At 39.7% G+C, this 18,701-nt stretch carries 17 protein-coding genes; 1 reads left to right on the top strand and 16 read right to left on the bottom strand.

What is annotated here, in order from left to right; translation table 11 throughout:
• Window positions 1-19: 19 nt before the first annotated feature.
• The 10 genes from MHI18_RS00440 to MHI18_RS00485 form a co-directional block, all read right to left on the bottom strand.
• Entirely contained in the window at window positions 20-2,197 is a 2,178-nt protein-coding gene (locus tag MHI18_RS00440; protein WP_340845430.1) for a malate synthase G, read from the bottom strand.
• 103 nt (window positions 2,198-2,300) lie between these two features.
• The gene (locus tag MHI18_RS00445) at window positions 2,301-3,755 is read right to left on the bottom strand and encodes an FAD-binding oxidoreductase (protein ID WP_340845431.1); all 1,455 of its coding nucleotides are present in this window, start codon (window positions 3,753-3,755) and stop codon (window positions 2,301-2,303) included.
• Window positions 3,752-5,104: a (Fe-S)-binding protein gene (locus MHI18_RS00450; RefSeq protein WP_340845432.1), complete on the bottom strand. Its 1,353-nt coding sequence runs from the start codon at window positions 5,102-5,104 to the stop codon at window positions 3,752-3,754. Before MHI18_RS00450 ends, MHI18_RS00445 begins: the two co-directional genes overlap by 4 nt.
• Window positions 5,105-5,106: 2 nt before the next feature.
• Entirely contained in the window at window positions 5,107-6,420 is a 1,314-nt protein-coding gene (locus MHI18_RS00455; RefSeq protein WP_340845433.1) for an FAD-binding oxidoreductase, read from the bottom strand.
• Window positions 6,421-6,458: 38 nt separating this feature from the next.
• A complete protein-coding gene (locus tag MHI18_RS00460; protein WP_340845434.1) occupies window positions 6,459-7,178 on the bottom strand; it encodes a FadR/GntR family transcriptional regulator in 720 nt (239 codons plus the stop codon).
• A 337-nt stretch (window positions 7,179-7,515) separates the two neighbouring features.
• Entirely contained in the window at window positions 7,516-8,508 is a 993-nt protein-coding gene (locus tag MHI18_RS00465) for an ABC transporter ATP-binding protein (protein WP_340845435.1), read from the bottom strand.
• A gap of 16 nt (window positions 8,509-8,524) precedes the next feature.
• Complete coding sequence (locus MHI18_RS00470; RefSeq protein WP_340845436.1) at window positions 8,525-9,529, bottom strand: ABC transporter ATP-binding protein; 1,005 nt, start codon at window positions 9,527-9,529, stop codon at window positions 8,525-8,527.
• 14 nt (window positions 9,530-9,543) lie between these two features.
• On the bottom strand, window positions 9,544-10,551 hold the full coding sequence (gene opp3C, locus MHI18_RS00475; RefSeq protein ID WP_340845437.1) for an oligopeptide ABC transporter permease: 1,008 nt from the start codon (window positions 10,549-10,551) through the stop codon (window positions 9,544-9,546).
• 2 nt (window positions 10,552-10,553) lie between these two features.
• Window positions 10,554-11,480 (bottom strand): oligopeptide ABC transporter permease, encoded by a 927-nt coding sequence (gene opp3b / locus MHI18_RS00480; protein ID WP_340845438.1) that lies wholly within the window; start codon window positions 11,478-11,480, stop codon window positions 10,554-10,556.
• A 44-nt stretch (window positions 11,481-11,524) separates the two neighbouring features.
• Window positions 11,525-13,174, bottom strand: a complete 1,650-nt coding sequence (locus MHI18_RS00485) for a peptide ABC transporter substrate-binding protein (protein ID WP_340845439.1) — start codon at window positions 13,172-13,174, stop codon at window positions 11,525-11,527.
• Window positions 13,175-13,283: 109 nt separating this feature from the next.
• Here MHI18_RS00485 and MHI18_RS22090 point away from each other — a divergent pair, with 109 nt between their 5' ends.
• A complete protein-coding gene (locus MHI18_RS22090) occupies window positions 13,284-13,646 on the top strand; it encodes a DUF3899 domain-containing protein (protein ID WP_445669921.1) in 363 nt (120 codons plus the stop codon).
• Here MHI18_RS22090 and MHI18_RS00490 read toward each other — a convergent pair.
• The 6 genes from MHI18_RS00490 to MHI18_RS00515 all read right to left on the bottom strand — a co-directional run bounded on the left by MHI18_RS00490 (window position 13,629) and on the right by MHI18_RS00515 (window position 18,573).
• Window positions 13,629-14,570 carry a dipeptidase gene (locus MHI18_RS00490; RefSeq protein ID WP_340845440.1) on the bottom strand — a complete coding sequence of 314 codons (942 nt, stop codon included), beginning with the start codon at window positions 14,568-14,570 and terminating at the stop codon, window positions 13,629-13,631. The genes MHI18_RS22090 and MHI18_RS00490 overlap by 18 nt on opposite strands.
• Before the next feature lie 334 nt (window positions 14,571-14,904).
• Window positions 14,905-15,357, bottom strand: coding sequence for a GNAT family N-acetyltransferase (locus MHI18_RS00495; protein WP_340847535.1), 453 nt, complete (start codon window positions 15,355-15,357; stop codon window positions 14,905-14,907).
• Window positions 15,358-15,723: 366 nt separating this feature from the next.
• Window positions 15,724-16,176: a S1 domain-containing RNA-binding protein gene (locus tag MHI18_RS00500; RefSeq protein ID WP_340845441.1), complete on the bottom strand. Its 453-nt coding sequence runs from the start codon at window positions 16,174-16,176 to the stop codon at window positions 15,724-15,726.
• A gap of 416 nt (window positions 16,177-16,592) precedes the next feature.
• Window positions 16,593-16,772: a hypothetical protein gene (locus MHI18_RS00505; protein WP_340845442.1), complete on the bottom strand. Its 180-nt coding sequence runs from the start codon at window positions 16,770-16,772 to the stop codon at window positions 16,593-16,595.
• Window positions 16,773-17,071: 299 nt separating this feature from the next.
• On the bottom strand, window positions 17,072-17,917 hold the full coding sequence (gene ypfJ, locus MHI18_RS00510) for a KPN_02809 family neutral zinc metallopeptidase (RefSeq protein WP_340845443.1): 846 nt from the start codon (window positions 17,915-17,917) through the stop codon (window positions 17,072-17,074).
• A gap of 149 nt (window positions 17,918-18,066) precedes the next feature.
• Window positions 18,067-18,573 (bottom strand): hypothetical protein, encoded by a 507-nt coding sequence (locus MHI18_RS00515; RefSeq protein ID WP_340845444.1) that lies wholly within the window; start codon window positions 18,571-18,573, stop codon window positions 18,067-18,069.
• Between the last annotated feature and the right edge of the window lie 128 nt (window positions 18,574-18,701).

Here is an 18,701-nt window from a genome sequence, read left to right on the forward strand (position 1 = left end):
GGAATGCCCTTAGATTGACTTAAATGGTAATCCCAAACTTCTCTTTGGCTTCAATTCTCCGTTTATGCAAAATGGGTTCTGTATAGCCATTCGGTTGGTCAAATCCTTTGAAGACAAGATCGCATGCAGCTTGGAAAGCAACTGACTCCTCGAAATGACCAGCCATATTACGGTACATGGAATCCCCAGCATTTTGTTCATCAACGACCTTCGCCATCCGCTTCATTGTTTCCAATACTTGTTCCTCCGTACAGATACCATGGTGCAGCCAGTTGGCCATATGTTGACTTGAAATTCTTAGGGTCGCTCTGTCTTCCATTAAACCAATATCATGGTAATCAGGTACTTTAGAGCAGCCAATTCCTTGTTCAACCCAACGTACCACATATCCTAAAATTCCTTGTGCGTTATTATCCAGTTCTTCTTGAATTTCTTCACTACTCCAGTTAATCTCCTTGGCAAGCGGGATTTCAAGAATTTCATCACGGCGGTCAGTTAGTTGTGCCATCAGATCTTTCTGTACCTTTGTAACATCAACTTGATGATAGTGAATCGCATGAAGGGTCGCTCCAGTTGGTGACGGTACCCATGCCGTGTTCGCACCTGCTTTCAAATGCCCAATTTTCTGTTCCAGCATATCTGCCATTAAATCGGGCATGGCCCACATTCCCTTACCAATTTGAGCAACACCTTGGAAGCCAGTTTCAAGACCGGTAGTTACATTGGATGCTTCATAGGCTTTCAACCATGTAGCCGATTTCATGCTTCCTTTACGAATCATTGGTCCAGCGGTCATGGAAGTATGAATTTCATCGCCTGTCCGGTCAAGGAATCCTGTATTGATAAAGACGATCCGTTCTTTGACTTTTTCAATGCAGGCTTTTAAATTAAGTGATGTTCTTCGTTCTTCATCCATTAAGCCAATTTTAATCGTATGTCGTTCCAAACCAAGCAAGTCTTCGATTCGGTCAAACAGCAGATTGGCGAATGCCGCTTCTTCGGATCCGTGCATTTTTGGCTTCACAATATAAATCGAACCCTTTTTGGTATTTTGATAAGTTCCTGTGCCGAGTAATGTATGTTTAGCGATTAAACTCGTCATGACTCCATCAAGTATACCTTCATGAATTTCATTCCCATCACGATCGAGAACCGCATTAATTGTCATAAGATGGCCGACATTTCTAACGAACATCATGGTGCGTCCTGACAGACTCATTTCTTCTCCTGTTGCTGAGGTATAGATTCGGTCTGGGTTCATGGTCCGTGTTGTGAGTTTATTCCCTTTCTTAAACGTTGCAGCTAATTCACCTTTCATAAGCCCAAGCCAATTTTTATAGACAAGCACTTTATCCTCTGCATCCACTGCTGTAACAGAATCTTCGCAGTCCATGATTGTCGTCACTGCCGCTTCAAGAAGAAGGTCTTTCACACCTGCTTTGTCTGTTTTCCCAATGGTATGTCCACTGTCAATCTGAATCTCAATATGCAGCCCATTATTTTTGATAAGAATTGCAGTCGGCTCTTCTGCTTCACCGTTGTATCCAATAAATTGTTCATCATTTTCTAAGTAAGCGTTTTCTCCATTTTCCAACGTAACGACAAGCTGAGCATCTACTACTGCATATGATACGACTTCACTGTGTGAGGCACCAATGATTGGGGCCGCTTCATCAAGCAGCTTTCTGCCATACTCAATGACTTTCTGCCCTCTGACTGGGTTATACCCGCCTGCTTTACTTGCTCCTGCTTCCTCACTGATCGCATCTGACCCGTAAAGAGCATCATATAAACTTCCCCAGCGTGCATTGGCTGCATTAATTGCATAACGAGCATTATTAATAGGAACAACCAGCTGTGGTCCAGCTTGAAAGCGAATTTCATCATCAACATATTTCGTACTGATTTTAAAATCTTCCGCCTCATTTTCTAAATAGCCGATTTCTTTTAGAAAGGCCTTATAGTTGGCTGCATCTTGAATATCATGTTTACGGTGCCATTCATTTATTTGACTTTGCAGTTCATCACGATGTTGAAGTAATGCCTTATTTTTCGGTGTCAATTCTTCGATCAAATCACTGAATCCGTTCCAAAAAGCTTCCTGCTCTACCTCAGAGTTTGGTAAGACTTCCTGATTAATAAACTCATATAATTCATTGGCAACCTGAAGTCTACTAGCCCTTACATAGTTCGTCATCTTGCATCCTCCTTTTATGTTTCTTATTACCAAACAGCGTTTCAATTAAATTCTATTTTTATTTTATCTCATTTTTCAAAATAATTCAAAATATTTTTTCTTTTTATAAAATGGCTGCTTTCTTTTCCATTTTTATCTCGACGCATTTGCCTGGTGAGGGAAATAGCTTGCCTGCATTTAGTAAATTCACTGGATTAAACACACTGCGGATAGTTGTTTGAGCTGCAATTTCTTCTTCATTAAAAACAAACCGCATTTCTTCTCGTTTTTCAATTCCTACCCCGTGCTCTCCAGTAATTGTTCCACCCACTTCTGCACAGGCCTGAAGACAAGCACTTCCAGCTTCTAATGCTTTCTCCGTCTCCCCAGGAATTTTCGCATCGAAGAGAATTAACGGATGCAGATTGCCATCACCTGCATGAAATATATTAGCAATACGGAGTCCTGAGTGTTCACTAATCTGCTCAATTCTCTCGAGAACCTGTGGAAGCTTGCTGCGAGGGATGACCCCATCTTGTACAAGATAATCTGGGGAGATAGCTCCCATAGCACCAAAGCCCGTTTTACGGTTTGCCCACCATCTGCCCCGTTCTTGTTCATCTTGAGCCACCTTGACATCTCGAACCTTAAATAGCCTGCAGACAGAAAGAATTTGATTAATTTGTTCTTCGATTCCTGCAGAAATTCCATCAACTTCAATTAATAAAACAGCAGCAATATTCTTCGGATGTCCGACAGGAAAAGCGGCTGCCTCGACTCCTTCAATCGCTGTTTTATCCATCATCTCAAGTGCTGCCGGGATAATGCCTGCCGATATAATTGCAGACACTGCCTGACTTCCGTCTGTAACATCATCAAAATAAGCCAAAACTGTCTGTTTTGCTTCTGGGTTTTTCAATATTCTAACCGTGATTTTTGTGACGATACCAAGTGTCCCCTCAGAACCCGTAATGAGCCCTAATAAGTCATACCCAGGTGTATCCGGTATTCCGTTATCGCCAATTTCAATAATTTCCCCAGTCGGCAGCACCACTTCAAGACCCAGAATATGATTTGTGGTGACGCCATATTTCAAGCAATGAGCACCGCCTGCATTTTCAGCTACATTACCGCCAATCGTACAGCAGGATTGGCTCGATGGGTCTGGGGCGTAATAATAGCCTTTATCTGAGATTGAGTTGGTAAGCTTCAGATTGACGAAGCCAGGCTCAACTACAGCTCGCCTGTTTTCTAGATCTACACTAATCAGGTTCTTCATTTTGACCAGACTAATAATGACCTCTCCGTTTAAAGGAATCGCACCGCCGCTTAAACCAGTTCCAGCACCCCTGGCTAAAAAAGGAAGCTCATTTTGACAGCAATAGCGAACCAATTCAGCTACCTCTTTTGTATTTTTTGGAAAGACGACAGCTTTTGGTAAATGCTTATGAATGGTGAAGCCATCACAATCGTAAGCAAGCAGGTCTTCTTTCTTATACAAAATAGAACGTGTATTAACTACAATCGCAGCTAACATTTGAATATGCTTGTCCTTACTCTGAATCTGCTTCACCTTCATTGCTTAGCCTCCTGATCTTCTTTTTGATAGGCCCAGTCGAGCAATTGAACCGTATGAACGACTTTTTGATTTTTGCCGTATTTTTTTACGCCCATCGCCATTTGTAACATACAGCCAGGATTCCCCATCGAGATCATCTCCACATCTTCAGGTACATTTGCCATTTTACTTTCTAGTACCTCTCCCGCCATCTCTGGGTTCGTTATATTGTAGATACCAGCACTACCACAGCAACGGTCCGCATTTGGCATATGAACCATTTCTACACCAGGAATATGCAAGAGAATATCTCTCGGCTGCTCCCTGACGCCCTGACCATGCGCTAAATGACAGGCATCGTGATACGTAATCTTTGTATTCAGCTCCGATTTGGGAATTTCATACCCGGTGTCATACAAATATTTGGATATATCTTCTACTTTTGCGGAAAAAGCCTCGGCGCGGTCGTACCATTCCTGATCTTCTTTAAACAATTCCTTGTATTCCTTCATCATGCAGCCACAGCCGGCAGAGTTTAGAATGATTTTCTCACTGTTTTCAAACGCCGTAATATTTTGCTTTGCAAGCTTTCTGCCCGTTTCACGGTCTCCCGCATGAACATGCAAGGCTCCACAACAGGTTTGTTTTTCTGGAATCGTCACATCATTTCCATTTCTGCGTAGTACATTAATGGTCGCTTCATTAATTTCACTAAACATGACATCCATGATGCAGCCCGTCATAAAGGCCACTTCCGCTTTGCTATCTCCTTTTGCTTTAAGTACTTGATCCTTCTTATATTTCTTTCGAACGGGTTTATTTACCTTCGGCATAATCGCTTCCATCTCAACCAAATGCTTAGGCATGATCTTCATCATCCCTGTTTTTCGAACAGTAGTCTGCAGGCCGCTTTTTTGGTAAAACCGAAGCAGACTTCCGACGGTATTTAAACGGTTTTCATGCGGAAATAATCCCTGTAGTAACAATTTACTAACGTTTCCCTTCCATCCTTTTAACGGAATAGCTTGACGAATCTGCCCGCGCGCCTCTTCAATCAACCCTCCAACATCAACATCCGCTGGACAGGCTGTCGTGCAAGCGCGGCAATCGAGACACGCAAAAACAGGATCTGCGAAAGACTCATTCAACGCGATTTTCCCTTCAGCTACGCTTTTGATTAAATGGACACGTCCCCTGGGGGAATGCTGCTCTTGTCCGGTGATTTCATAAGTTGGACATGATTCCAAACACATTCCGCAATGGACACAATCATCCCACTTTTTTTCATCGGGATGGTCTTTAGCAAAATAATTACTCAAACTAGTTTCAGCACATACTGGACTGGATTTCACTGCCGACTGAGTCGCCATTCTTAGATCCCTCCTACGTATCTTTTTTCATTAAGAACGTTATTCGGATCAACTTTTTCTTTAATGTTTTTCAGTAAGAAAAAGTAGGAAGGATTATCATCCCAAATATTGATCTTCAATCGCTCTGGAAACGGCAGATGCTTAACAATCGCATAACCGCCTTTGGCTGAGGTAAGCGTCCTAATTTCTTTGATTGCTGAGAGTATTCGATCAAATTCACCATAAAGATAAACTTGACTAATACCATGTCCCAGTCCCCCATGAGCAAGTATATGAAATTGGGAGCTGTTTAGCTTATCGGTTACTTCAAGTAATTCAAATACATCCATATTTTTAAGTCCAATTTTCACAGCTGCTGATTTGGTCTTATTTACAGTGTCCAATCCAGGGTACAAGTCATAAAAAGCTTGCCAAAATAAGTGAGCATCCTCCTGTTGAAGAATCGAGAAAGTACCCCCTTCAGGTTTCAAATTTTCCAGATAGGTAGTTTGATAGTGAACAGAACTTTCAACATCCTCGAATTGAATAGCTACGGTATACTCCTCTCGTCCGGTCAGCTTCGCTGCAAGAGTTGGGCTAAGAAGTTCAAGAGTTACTGGCTCCATCAACGAATCGAGAACGCTTACAACAAACTGTTTGATTACTTCTAGATTACCTGTCGGGAAAGAGAGTAAAACAAGGCTTTGATAGTTTGCTATCGGTCTTAACTTCAACGTAATTTCGGATACCACTGCGAGCGTTCCCATCGAGCCGATAAAGAGTTTATTCATATCGTATCCTGCTACATTTTTAACAACCTTCCCTCCAGCCCGGATCAGACTGCCATCAGGATAAACAAGCCGCATACCAATCACGACATCTCTCGCTGAACCGTACCCAAGCCGCTTCGGGCCGCTGTCATTCGCTGCAATCACCCCGCCGATACTTGTTTCCTCATTGGCAAAAGGATCAAGGGAAATCATCTGGTTAAAGCCAGCAAGATAGTTCTGTATCTCTAAAAAGGGTGTACCAGCTTTTAAAGTGATGGTCATATCTCCAGGATTATGCTCGACAATCCCCTTATAGTTCTTTAGAGATAGACAAATATCTGCATATTCCACCAGTCCGCCAAACCCCTTCTTTGTGCCGCCGCCTTCAATAATCACTTTTTTTCCGTTTGAATGAGCATAGGAAATAAGATTGCCAATCTCCTCTTCAGTAGTCGGTCGTACTGTCACCTCGGCTCGATTGCCAAGGTCGTGGCTGCTATCATCTAGTAAGATTTTTTCTTTGGAGAAAATAGTATTTAACTGATTCTTCACATTAACTACCAACATGCTCACCTCGCTTAATTCGTCATTGAACGATTCCTATATCATTCTCTTTCGGTCAACTTCTCTCTATTCGACGCATTTTTTAGGCTTTGTAAAAACAAGTCTTCTACAAACAATAAATGCTCGGTCATCATCTGTTTAGCCTCCACAGCACTGCCTGACTCAATGAAAGAAAGTAACTGTTCATGTTGCTGGTTAATTTCTATGATAGCTTGCCCTTGATCTGCAATATATCTGTAAAAGTCAATCATCGTTTGTTTCATGCTCTCTGAGATAAATTCACTCAACTGAATAAAAATATCATTACCTGTCGCAATAGCGATTAGTTTATGAAACTGGTAATCAGCTTCCCATCCATTCACATCTGACAAAAAAAGTGTTTCCTTCATTTTGCTAATATCATTGTCATTTCGAGTCTTCGCTGCGATTTCTACAATGCCTGTCTCCATGATTTTCCTGACCTGAAATAGTTCGGTTAAATCCTTAACGTCAACGGGTATGTTAGTCTGCTTAAAAAGCTTCGTTGAATCAAAACCGCATACATAGGTCCCTTCTCCTTGTTTTACATCAACGAACCCTTTTCCTTTTAAGGCGGTAATGGCGTCTCTAACTGCAGAACGGCCGACCCCGAATAATTCACAAAGCTCACGTACAGAAGGAAGCTTTTCCCCTGCTTGAAAGGTTCCTTCGGTAATCATTTTTTCTATTTTCTCACCAATACGATCCGAAACTTTTTTAATTTCTAACTTTTCAATAACCATGCATGCCTCCTAACTTTAAGTTATCACCTATCTGACAAGTCCCAATTCTACTACCATTAAAACACCCATTATTGGTCAAATCAATCATTTTTTTGAATAATTAAATAATTTTATTAACCTGTACTATATCAATATAATCATTACCGCTAAAGGTTTTATTATTTTTCTGTACAAATATCGACACCTGTTTTATAACAGTTATCCCCAAATCCATAAACTTAATAGAAGATTCAAATGAAGAAAAGAGGAATTCCTTAATATAGGAAGTCCTCTTTTCTCGTTTGACTAATAATTGTTCCAAGGTACTTTAAGATAGCCACTTGGAATCTTATATACCTCAATCGACAACTAAACTAGTATCTAGGTCGTATAAATGACAGGCGACAAAATGATTTTCAGAAACCTCTTGCCACTTTGGCACGACTTCTGAGCAAACCTGCATCGCTTTCGGACAGCGCGTGCGGAAGCGGCAGCCACTCGGGGGATTGATGGGACTTGGTACATCCCCTGTTAAAATAATTCGTTCTCGTGTTCTCTCCATTCTCGGATCTGGAATTGGAATAGCCGAGAGAAGAGCTTGCGTATACGGGTGAAGAGGATCATCATATAATGTTTCACTATCAGCGAGTTCAATCATTGAGCCTAAGTACATCACGATAATACGATCGCTGATGTACTTGACCATTGATAAATCATGTGCAATAAATAAATAGGTTAAATTTTTTTCTAACTGTAAATCCTGCATAAGATTTACAATTTGCGCTTGAATGGAAACATCTAATGCTGCAATCGGCTCATCTGCAATGATAAATTCTGGCTCTACCGCAAGCGCTCTAGCGATTCCGATACGCTGCCGCTGTCCACCACTAAACTCATGAGGATATCGATTTGCATGTTTTTTTGTTAATCCTACAGATTCAAGTAAATCATAGACTCTGCTCTCAATTTCGCGGCGACTTAGCTGCTCCTCATGGTTAGTAATTCCTTCTGCAATACACTCAAGTACCGTCATTCTAGGATTGAGAGATGAGTATGGGTCCTGATAGATCATCTGCATATTCTTCTTTAGTTTTTTACTTTCTTTAGCCGATATGTTCCGACTAATTTCATTCCCACCATAAATAACCTGTCCTGTTGTGGCTTGGTATAACTGAATAATCGTCCGACCGGCTGTTGATTTCCCACATCCAGATTCGCCTACTAAACCAAGTGTTTCCCCTTTATAGATATCAAAAGTTACATCATCCACAGCTTTTAATACTTTTCCTTTACCTACATCAAAATATTTCGTTAAATGTTTAACCTCTATAATCTTTTCTTTTTCTCTCATCCATTGTGCCTCCTGCTCAACCTAGCCACTCAACACGGGGTGCTCGCTCATCTTCTAACCAGCATGAAACGGTATGTGTTTTGGATACCTGAGTTCTACTAGGATTATGATTGTGACAAACCTTCATTACATAGGGGCATCGCGCTGCGAAAGGGCAGCCTTCTGTTAATCTACCTAAATCAGGTGGTGTTCCAGGAATGGGGATTAATCTTGTTGATCGACTCGCATGCAATTTTGGCATCGACAATAATAATCCTCGTGTATAGGGATGCTTCGCCTCATAAAAAATTTCATCGACTAGTCCTGTTTCGACTATTTCACCTGCATACATCACAGCAACTCGCTGCGCCATACTGGCAACTACCCCTAAATCATGCGTAATTAAAATAATCGCGGTTCCCGTTTTTTTCTGTAAATCCTTCATCAAATCTAAAATCTGTGCTTGGATGGTTACATCAAGGGCAGTGGTTGGTTCATCTGCAAGTAAAACATTTGGATTACATGCTAAGGCCATCGCAATCACAACTCTTTGCCTCATTCCACCTGAAAACTGATGAGGAAAGTCTGCCATTCTCTCGACTGCATTAGGAATTCCAACAAGCTCTAGCAGCTCGGTAGTTTTAGCAAACACTTCTTTTTTCCCAAGTCCTTGATGTTTTCTTAACCCTTCCATGATTTGTTTACCAATCTTCATCGTCGGATTAAGGGAGGTCATGGGATCTTGAAAAACCATCGAAATTTCTGATCCACGAATTTTTTGCATGTCTTTATTTGAGTAGGTTAAGAGATTAGTTTCTTCATAAATGATTTTCCCATCAGTAATTTTGCTATTTTGCTTAGGTAATAGTCTCATCAACGCTTTTGCGGTTACAGATTTTCCAGAGCCAGACTCACCGACAATCGCTAACGTTTCCCCTTTTTCAAGTTCAAAGCTAACCCCACGAACGGCCTTGATTTCCCCATCATCATGCGTTTTAAACGAAACATGAAGATTTTCTACTTTTAATGCCGGATTCTCCATACCGGTCTCCCCTCTTACTTTCTCATTTTAGGATCTAGTGCATCACGGAGCCCGTCACCCAGTAAATTAAAGCTAATCATTACCGCACTGATCACAATCGCTGGAAAAAGCAGTTTAAAGGAAAAGAAACGCATCGATTTATAGCCATCTTCAATTAAGACGCCTAAAGAAGCCAGTGGCGGCTGCAGTCCTAAGCCAATAAAGCTTAGAAAGGCTTCAAAAAATATCGCCGTTGGAATGGTGAACATCAGGGTAATAATGATGGCTCCCATCACATTGGGAAGTAAATGTTTCCATATAATTTTAGCATTGGACGTGCCGAGCGTTCTCGCTGCGAGGACATATTCCTGGCCCTTAAGCTGTAGGATTTGCCCGCGAACGACCCGGGCCATTCCTACCCACCCTGTAATCACCATCGCTAAAATGATCGATGTGATGCCGGGTTCGAGAATCAGGATGAACAAAATGATGACGATTAAATTCGGGATCCCAATGAGGACTTCTATAATACGTTGTAAGAACCCATCAACTCGTCCTCCAAAAAATCCTGAAATCCCTCCATACACCACACCAATAATCAGATCCAAGACGGCTGCAACAATCGCAATAAATAAGGAAATCTGAGTAGCCTTCCAGACTCTTGTCCAGAGATCACGACCAAATTCATCCGTGCCAAACCAAAAGTTACTGGTGATTTCTCTCGCCTCATATTGATCCTTTCCGTTCACATCCCTGCCATCAAATCCAAGCCACCCGAGTCCTTCGATCTTAGGAGGGAGGTTTGATAGAGCTAAATCTTGGTCATCGAATGAATGGTTGGATAAAACTGGACCCACTAGCGCCATCAACGAGAGGAAAATAATCGTTATCAGTCCAAGCAAGGATCCTCGATTTTTTTTTAACCTTCTCCACGCTTCATTCCAAAAAGTCACCGGTTCCTCAGGAAAATCCTCATGGATATTTTCCTCTAAAGGAGCATGAACAAATAAATCATCCTCAATCTCTTGCTTTAAACTGCTCACCTTCACGCCCCCCCTTTTATGCTAATACGAGGGTCAATGAGTCCATAAAGGATATCGACAATGAAAACTATCGCAATAAATAAGGCGCTGTACATTAAGGTAACACCCATAATGACACTATAATCATTAACAAGTATAGATTTTGTAAACTGCTCCCCAAGGCCTGGTACCGTAAATATTTTTTCAATAACCAACGTACCTGTCATAATTGCCACTGCTAGTGGTCCCAGCATCGTCACAACCGGAATAATCGCATTACGGATGATATGCTTGAATACAACAGCTTTCTCACTAAGTCCTTTTGCTCTAGCCGTAACAATATAATCCTGACCTAACACTTCAAGCATTTCCGTACGGATAAATCGTGCAACCGTTGCGATGACGGTTACTGATAAAGCCAATGAAGGCATGATGGTATTTTCATACCCCTCCCATAAGGCAGCTGGGAGCCAGCCTAACTTAACCCCCACATAATATTGCAAAAGAGCGGCGAAAACAAAGGATGGAATTGACATCCCCAACACCGCAATCGTTACAGAACCATAATCTAAAAAACTATTATGTTTTAGTGCCGAGATAATCCCAAGCAGCAGACCTACGATCGCACCAAAAATGAGCGCTTGGGATCCGATTAACACAGAAGGACCGATTCGTTCACCGAGAATTTCGTTTACAGACCGTCCTTCATATTGATAAGAAATCCCTAAATCACCTCTAACAAGGTCGCCTAAATAGTTGAGATACTGAATAGCTACAGGCTTATTCAGACCATATTTTTCATTCATAACCTCTAATTGCTCAACCGATAATTTTTCAGGATTTGTAAACGGTGTTCCCGGAAGATACTGCATTAAAAAAAAGGTAATAGACACAACGATAAACAGGGTTATGAACATATAGCCTAGACGTTTAGCTATATAGGTCTTCATCATTTCACCTCTTAATCTAGTTTTGGAAATAAAGACTTATGGTGCTATTCAGCATCTATTTTCGTCCATTTAAAGGAAAAATCCGGTCCACTCGGATGACGCACTAAGCCGTTTATTGTTGATTTTTGCAAAACAGCTAACCCTCTTTGATATAAGGGTGCAATAGCCGCATCTTCAAAAAGCATCTTCTCTGCTTCTAACATCATTTCATAACGCTTGGCTGTATCTTCTTCGCTAGAAATGTTCTTCACCAGAGCATCATACTTAGGATTAGAATAATCCATTCGATTGGCTGACCCCTTCGTTACCCACATTCCGATATAAGTCATTGGATCGATATAATCCGGTCCCCAAGCCGAGATGACCATATCGTATTCAAGTGCCGACTCAAGCTCATACCTTTGTTCGACAGGCACAAGCTTAAGCTTAATTTTTACTTGTGGTAAGTTCTTTTCAAGTTGATTTTTAAGATATTCTGCCGTCTTATCATTGCCTTCTACTGCAGAAACCGTCAACGTAATATTCACTGAATCTTGACCAATTTCCTTTAAGCCCTTAGCGAGATAACTTTGCGCTTCCTTGAGATCCCCGTGATTCAACTCTCCATTTAGTTCTCTGAAGTCTTTACCATCTGGGGAAGTAGAAAAATTCTTTGGCACCAGTCCATACAAAGCTAATGATCCGTTATTTAAAATCCGATCAACATGAGCTTGCTTGTCCCAACTCATATCTATCGCTCGGCGGATATTCTTATTTCCTAAGGCCTTATGATTATGGTTAAAACGCAGAAAGAATATTTCCGAATCAGCCAAGGAACTAAAGTTCTTGTCATCCTTATACTGATCCACAGAGGCTGAGCTAAGATTAATACTATCGACCTTATTAGTATCATAAAGATTTAGCTGGGTTGCAGCTTCTTTCACCACAAATACATTTAATTCATCTAAACTTACTGTATCAGCATCCCAATATTTAGTGTTTTTCTGATACTTCCAACTCGCATCATGTTTCCACTCTGAGAGGATAAATGGACCATTGTATAAAAGATTATCAGCTTCTAAGGCATACTTTTCGCCTTGACTCTCCACAAATTTCTGATTTTGAGGTAAGAAAGTTGGGAAGGTTAATAATTGTCCAAGTAATGCATTCGGAGTGGTTAAGGTAACCTCAAGTGTTTTTTCATCTAGGGCCTTAACACCAAGGCTCTCAGCCTGCTTTTCCCCTTTTACAATTTCACTTGCATGTAAGATATTTGCTGTTTCAAACATACTGCCATATTGTCCTGTTTCTTTAAATACACGTTGCCATGCAAAAACAAAATCAGCAGCGGTAACCGGATCACCATTACTCCAATTAGCATCACGGATCGTAAAGGTATGCACTAAGCCATCCTCGCTTACCTGATCATCCTTAGCCATTGCCAGTTCAGGCTCACTTGCTTTCCCCAATCGATAAAGACCTTCATTAACATTGCTAAGCACCGTAAAGGAAACATTATCATGAGCAAGCGAAGAATCCATCGTTGGAATCTCAGAGGCTTCGACCATATTCAATACTTGCTTTTTTTTAGTTGTTTTCGTATTTTCATTATTTTCTGAAGTAGTATCCTTTGATGAACTGAAGTTACAGCCAGTAAGTACCAGGCCAACTAGTATAAATAACATAAAAAACTTTATCAGTACATGATTACTCAATTAAATCTCCCCTTCCAAAAATTAGTTACATGACATCTTACGGGAAATAAGAGGTTGGTAATCATTACATGCTATAATCTTAGATAGTACGGGTTAGGAGTTGTCTAGCATGCATCGTTTTGTCTATATCCTTTTAGGAACCCTTTTTCTATCATCTTTGGTATCCTTCTTTACTCATTCTTTCAGCCTATTGGTTTGGATCAATACACTTTTTAATTTTTCACTGCTGTTAACCATTATTGGCGCGGCAATGTTAGTCATCCAAGGTGGGTTTTTCAACGCGATAATCAGAAGTTTCAGAACATTTTTCAGAAAGATAAATCCAATGAATCACGTGCTTGAAGAGATTGAAGGAAAAAAGGAGGAATCAACTACCTATCGCATGGCCTCCTTTAGACTAACGCTTCCTTTGGTAGTTTCCGGTTTTGCCCTTTTATTCTTTTCAATTATTTTTTCATGGTATATTTTTTAAATTGGGCCGATGATTAAGAAAGTTCTGATAAGCAAAACCTTTAACTTCCTCTTCCTTATAATGTTTTAATAGCTCGTTAATTAAATTTTGATACATCGCTGAATTCTCTAAATCTTTAATGGTGACCTCCACTCCATCAAAGTCTGAACCTAAACAAATATGATTTACTCCTCCGATTGAACAGAATTGATCAATATGAGTAATCAAATCTCCAATGCTGACCATACCTTCAACTTTTAAATAAAGCGGGTAAAACCCGATGCCAACAAAACCATTCCGCTTAAAAAGGGCTTCTGCCTGTTGATTGGATAAATTACGAGGATGGTCGTAAAGAGCTCTAGAGTTAGAATGACTAGCAATGGGATAGTCTGCAATTTCCAATACACCCCAAAAAGATTTTTCACTTAGATGGGATACATCAGTCTGTACGAACTCCTGATTATTTAAAGTAACAACCATTTCACCTAACTCTGTTAAGCCCGCCCCTCTTTTTTCTTGTACTCCATCTGCACAGAGGTTAGCCCCGTTCCAAGTTAACCCAATTGACATAACGCCCAAGTGATAGAGGATTCTTAATTTAGTCAAATCATCACTAATAACATCTGCACCTTCTAATGTTAGCATCGCACCGATTTCATTGGGTTTGAGATGATCAAAATCGTCCCAACTGGTAATATGTTTCACATTTGAGTGTTTGGCCAAAATTTCTTTGTGAAATATATCAATTTGCTCTAAAGCAACTTGAAATTTTTGTTCCGTTTTTATATAGGCTGGAACAAAGATCGCAAAGCATTGCGCAGACACTTCTCCCGCCTGCAAGCGGCTTAAATTAGTATGAAGCTCTAGTGAATCACTAAATCTCAGCTCTTTAGGCTTATTCCATAAACGTACAAGCGCATCACAATGTGTATCAATAATCTTCAAAAAACTTCATCTCCTTTCACTTCCAACATATGCCCAAATAGCTGTAATAGCGAAGATGAATTACCAACTTTATGCAGATTTTCCTACTACATAAACGGCCTGTTTAGAAGTGTAATTGAGACTTTTCTCTCCTTCCCTAAAAGTTTGTGTAATCAGAAATATATAAATTGTAAAATATTTTCTAAACTTACAAAATATTCAAGTTAGTTGTTCAAGTATAGCATAGTTAGCGTGTTTTAATGTTAGTTAGCAGTTATCTATAAAAATAAGACAAACCCTTATGTTGCGGGCTTGTCTTGGTCATAATGAAGATATACAGGACCTACTTTACTTTTTATTCAATTTCATAGACCATCCAATCAGATTTTTTTCCACCCATTTTGTTATATAACCCTTGAGCGATATTGTTATCTTTTGCTGTTTCCCATGTCATATAAGCGAAGTTTTGCTCCCTTATATACGTTAAACAGGCAGTGAACAATTCTTGTCCTACTTTCTCACCTCTGCTTGATTCGAGGACAAAAAGGTCATTTAAAATGGCGGCTCTTTTTACCTGAAGCGTACTAAAGGTAAAATACAGCGTGGCAAAACCAATAAGCTTTCCGTCTTTTTCCGCTACATACTGTAGGCCAATAAAAGGATTATTGAATAGGTGAGTAATCAGTTGTTTCAATTCAGTTTCATCAGGCTGCGGTTGTTTGTAGAAGTCTACTATGTAGTTGACCATTAAATCGTATAATTGCGAAAGATCATTGGGAACCGCCGTTCGGTATAGGACAGATGACAGTTGAATCAGCTCCAGACTACTTATAATTTTCAGCTAAATATCATGGCTTTAGATGGCTTTTAACACGCTAAGTAAATGTTCTTTGAACGCCTTCCGGTTAATTTCTTTCCACCTCCTCATTCTATCGTATACCTAAAATTATTTCCTTTTTTATGATTGTAGTAATCACAATCCCAATCATCATAATTTCGATTATTTCTTTTGGTTGCATTAAATTTCCTTCCGATCAATAACGTAATAGACTATTTCTATACGTATCAAAAATCGGAAACCTCTTGTCATTTACAGGCACTCAAAACAATTCAGCAAAAGCCATAAAAAAAACAAACCAGGCGATTAGCCAGGTTTGTTTTTTAGTTGAACAGCTTAGCCGCGTCTTCCGCCTCTGCCGCCACGTTTTGTTTCTGTGCTGCGTTTAAGTGTAGTTAAGTTCTCTTCGCTTGTTTTCAAGAAGCGAACCATTTTATCTTCAAAGTTCTCTTTTGGTTGGAACTTACCTTTTGAGCGTACATCTTTAGAACGACTGTCTCCAGGTCTTCCCGGACGTGCTGGACGTTGGGAATAAGAAGAAGTTTGTCCTTCAGGTCTATCAATTGCTTTTTTTATCGACAAGGCTGTTTTACCATCTTTTTCGCTGATTACTTTTACTTCAATCTGGTCGCCTATTTTTAGATGGTCATTAACGTCTTTTACATAACTGTCGGCTACTTCACTAATGTGCACAAGACCTGTTAAGCCTCCTGGTAGTTCTACAAACGCACCAAAATTAGTGATACCCGTTACTTTACCTGTTACTTTACTGCCTACTTCGATTGACATGGAAATAATAATCCCCCTTAATAATGTTTAGCACACTTTATTATACCAAACTGAAAAACCAATTCCACTACTTTTACCTTAATTCCATAGATAAACTGCGAAATGTTCCATTTAAAGCACATTGATGATGCTTAACCAGCCCTTTTATAAATGCTTTTAAGTAACAAAAAAATAATCAGTAACTTATCATCGTATTTTTTTGCCGTATATTGACTATAAATGGACTTGCAAACAATTCATTCATGCACAAAAAAACGAAAAATTATACCTATCTCCATTATATATCAAATAATTCTCTTTACAAAGCCCTTATTGACATCCGAGGAATATTTTCATAATTGAAACGAAGTTCAGAAGTGAAAGTTGTGAGCATCCAGAGTGCGAGGAAATATGTCAGTGAATACCTATCCTATTTATTAAATGACACGATTAAAGATTTCTCCGCCGCCATTTGTATGAATAATTTTTAGTCGGTTCGTTTTTTTAACAAAGATTGATTTATATTGATGATCGTCACCTTTTAATAAAAGGACACGCTTTCCTGTATTTTCAGTTACGGTACTAATCGTATAATCCTGTTTATCAACTTGTTTCATAAGCGTTTTATATTCAGGTAAAGAAGACCAATTATTCTGGTTAACCGTAGCTGTACTAAGATTGACTTCATTTTGAGTATTATTTTTTTGCTTTCGTCAGCACTAGTACAAGCGGTTAGCAAGGTTGCAGCCGCAGCTAGTGCAATCATTGATTTATACATTCTTTTAAACATCTCCTAATCGTTCTTTAAAAAGTAAAAAATATTCAATAGGTATTCAATGAATCTTTAGTATGATAATTGCCAGCACAAATCTAAAAAAGTGAGGATAAACCCTCTCCAGGTTAATCCTCACTTTAGTTATAAATCATTAGTAGAAAACGTGTCTCCACCCTTAATAGTACCGTTTTGGAAGCCTTTATAAAACCAACGCTTTCTTTGTTCAGAGGTTCCGTGCGTAAAGCTGTCTGGGACAACATATCCGCGGGATCTCTTTTGAATCGTATCATCACCTACACCACTTGCTGCCTTGAGCGCCTCTTCTAAATCACCTTCTTCGAGAAGATTCTCGCCTTGTACGTGATTTGCCCAAACACCAGCAAGGTAATCAGCTTGTAATTCTAATCGCACAGAATATTTATTGTATTCCTTTTCACTCACACTCGAACGACTGGGCATTTCCTTTTCTGATGTCCCTAGAAGAGTTTGAATATGATGGCCAACTTCATGAGCAATCACATATGCCATGGCAAAATCCCCTGGTGCCTGAAATTGATTTTTCAGCTCTTGATAAAAACTTAAATCGATATATAATTTCATATCACCTGGGCAGTAAAATGGTCCAACGGATGAACCAGCTGTTCCGCACGCAGAATCAACACTGCCGCTGTACAACACCAACTTCGGCTCTTTATATTCTAATCCTTGTTCACGAAATTCCTCGGTCCAAACTCGTTCCGTATCTGCAAGTACGACCGAAACAAATTGGGCAAGTTCTTTTTCTTCTTGCGTTTCATCATAAGGCGCGCTGTTGTTTTGATCGGTAGACCCGATATTTCCTAATAATTCACCTGGATCTCCTCCAAGCAGCGTAACTATAATTACAATTACTAAGCCAAGACCACCGCCAATACCAGCGATTCCCTTACCGCTCATCCCTCTTCGATCCTCAACATTTGAACTTGCTTGCCTTTCCTTCCACTTCATACTACTTCCTCCTAAGCAACTATATGTAACACGTCTTTCCTCCTTCTCTATACCCGCTGTTCAGAAGCAGGAAAACCTTTCTCAAAAATAAAGAGGAAAGCAAATTCGGTATGACCCGTATTCACAATCCTCTTAATTAATCTATGTAATTATTTTAGGATGATTCTGCCTTGAATATCCGTTTTTTTCTTTACCGTAACTGTTTTAACTTTCCCAGTTTTCGACTTTCTTCCATCTATACTGAACCATTGCTGCATTTTTACATTATAAGTTTTATATTGATTCCGTATTTGGAATACTCCGGTTTTTCCCTTTGGAATTTTTCTGGTAACCGTAGTAGATAATGTCGATTCCCTTGTTAAATTCCCTTCAAGACCTATTTCAATTGCTTTAACTGGGAGTCCAGCACTTCCAGTAATCGACCAGCCGCTTTTCGTTGTATACTTCTTTTTCATAGTAGCTGCGCCAACAACTGTTCCTTTTTGACTTTTCCAATTGCTATACGATGTAGACTTATAGGTTTTCTTTCCCGTTTGCATCCAGTAGGTGTAGGTTGGTTCATTTCCGCTCAACGCTTTTGAGTTAGAAGGAGCTGCAAATACGGTTGATACGAGTAATACAAGCATAGCTAGAGTTACATATACGTTCTTTTTCAAAAAAACACACCTCATTTTATATAGTATGAATGACATTCACATTATAATAATATACTAATTAAATGAGGTGACATATAGGAATATTTACGTAATTTTACCAATATACCATTGCTTTCGAATAGGTACTT

The organism is Peribacillus sp. FSL H8-0477, from assembly GCF_038002765.1.
Taxonomy (GTDB): domain Bacteria; phylum Bacillota; class Bacilli; order Bacillales; family DSM-1321; genus Peribacillus.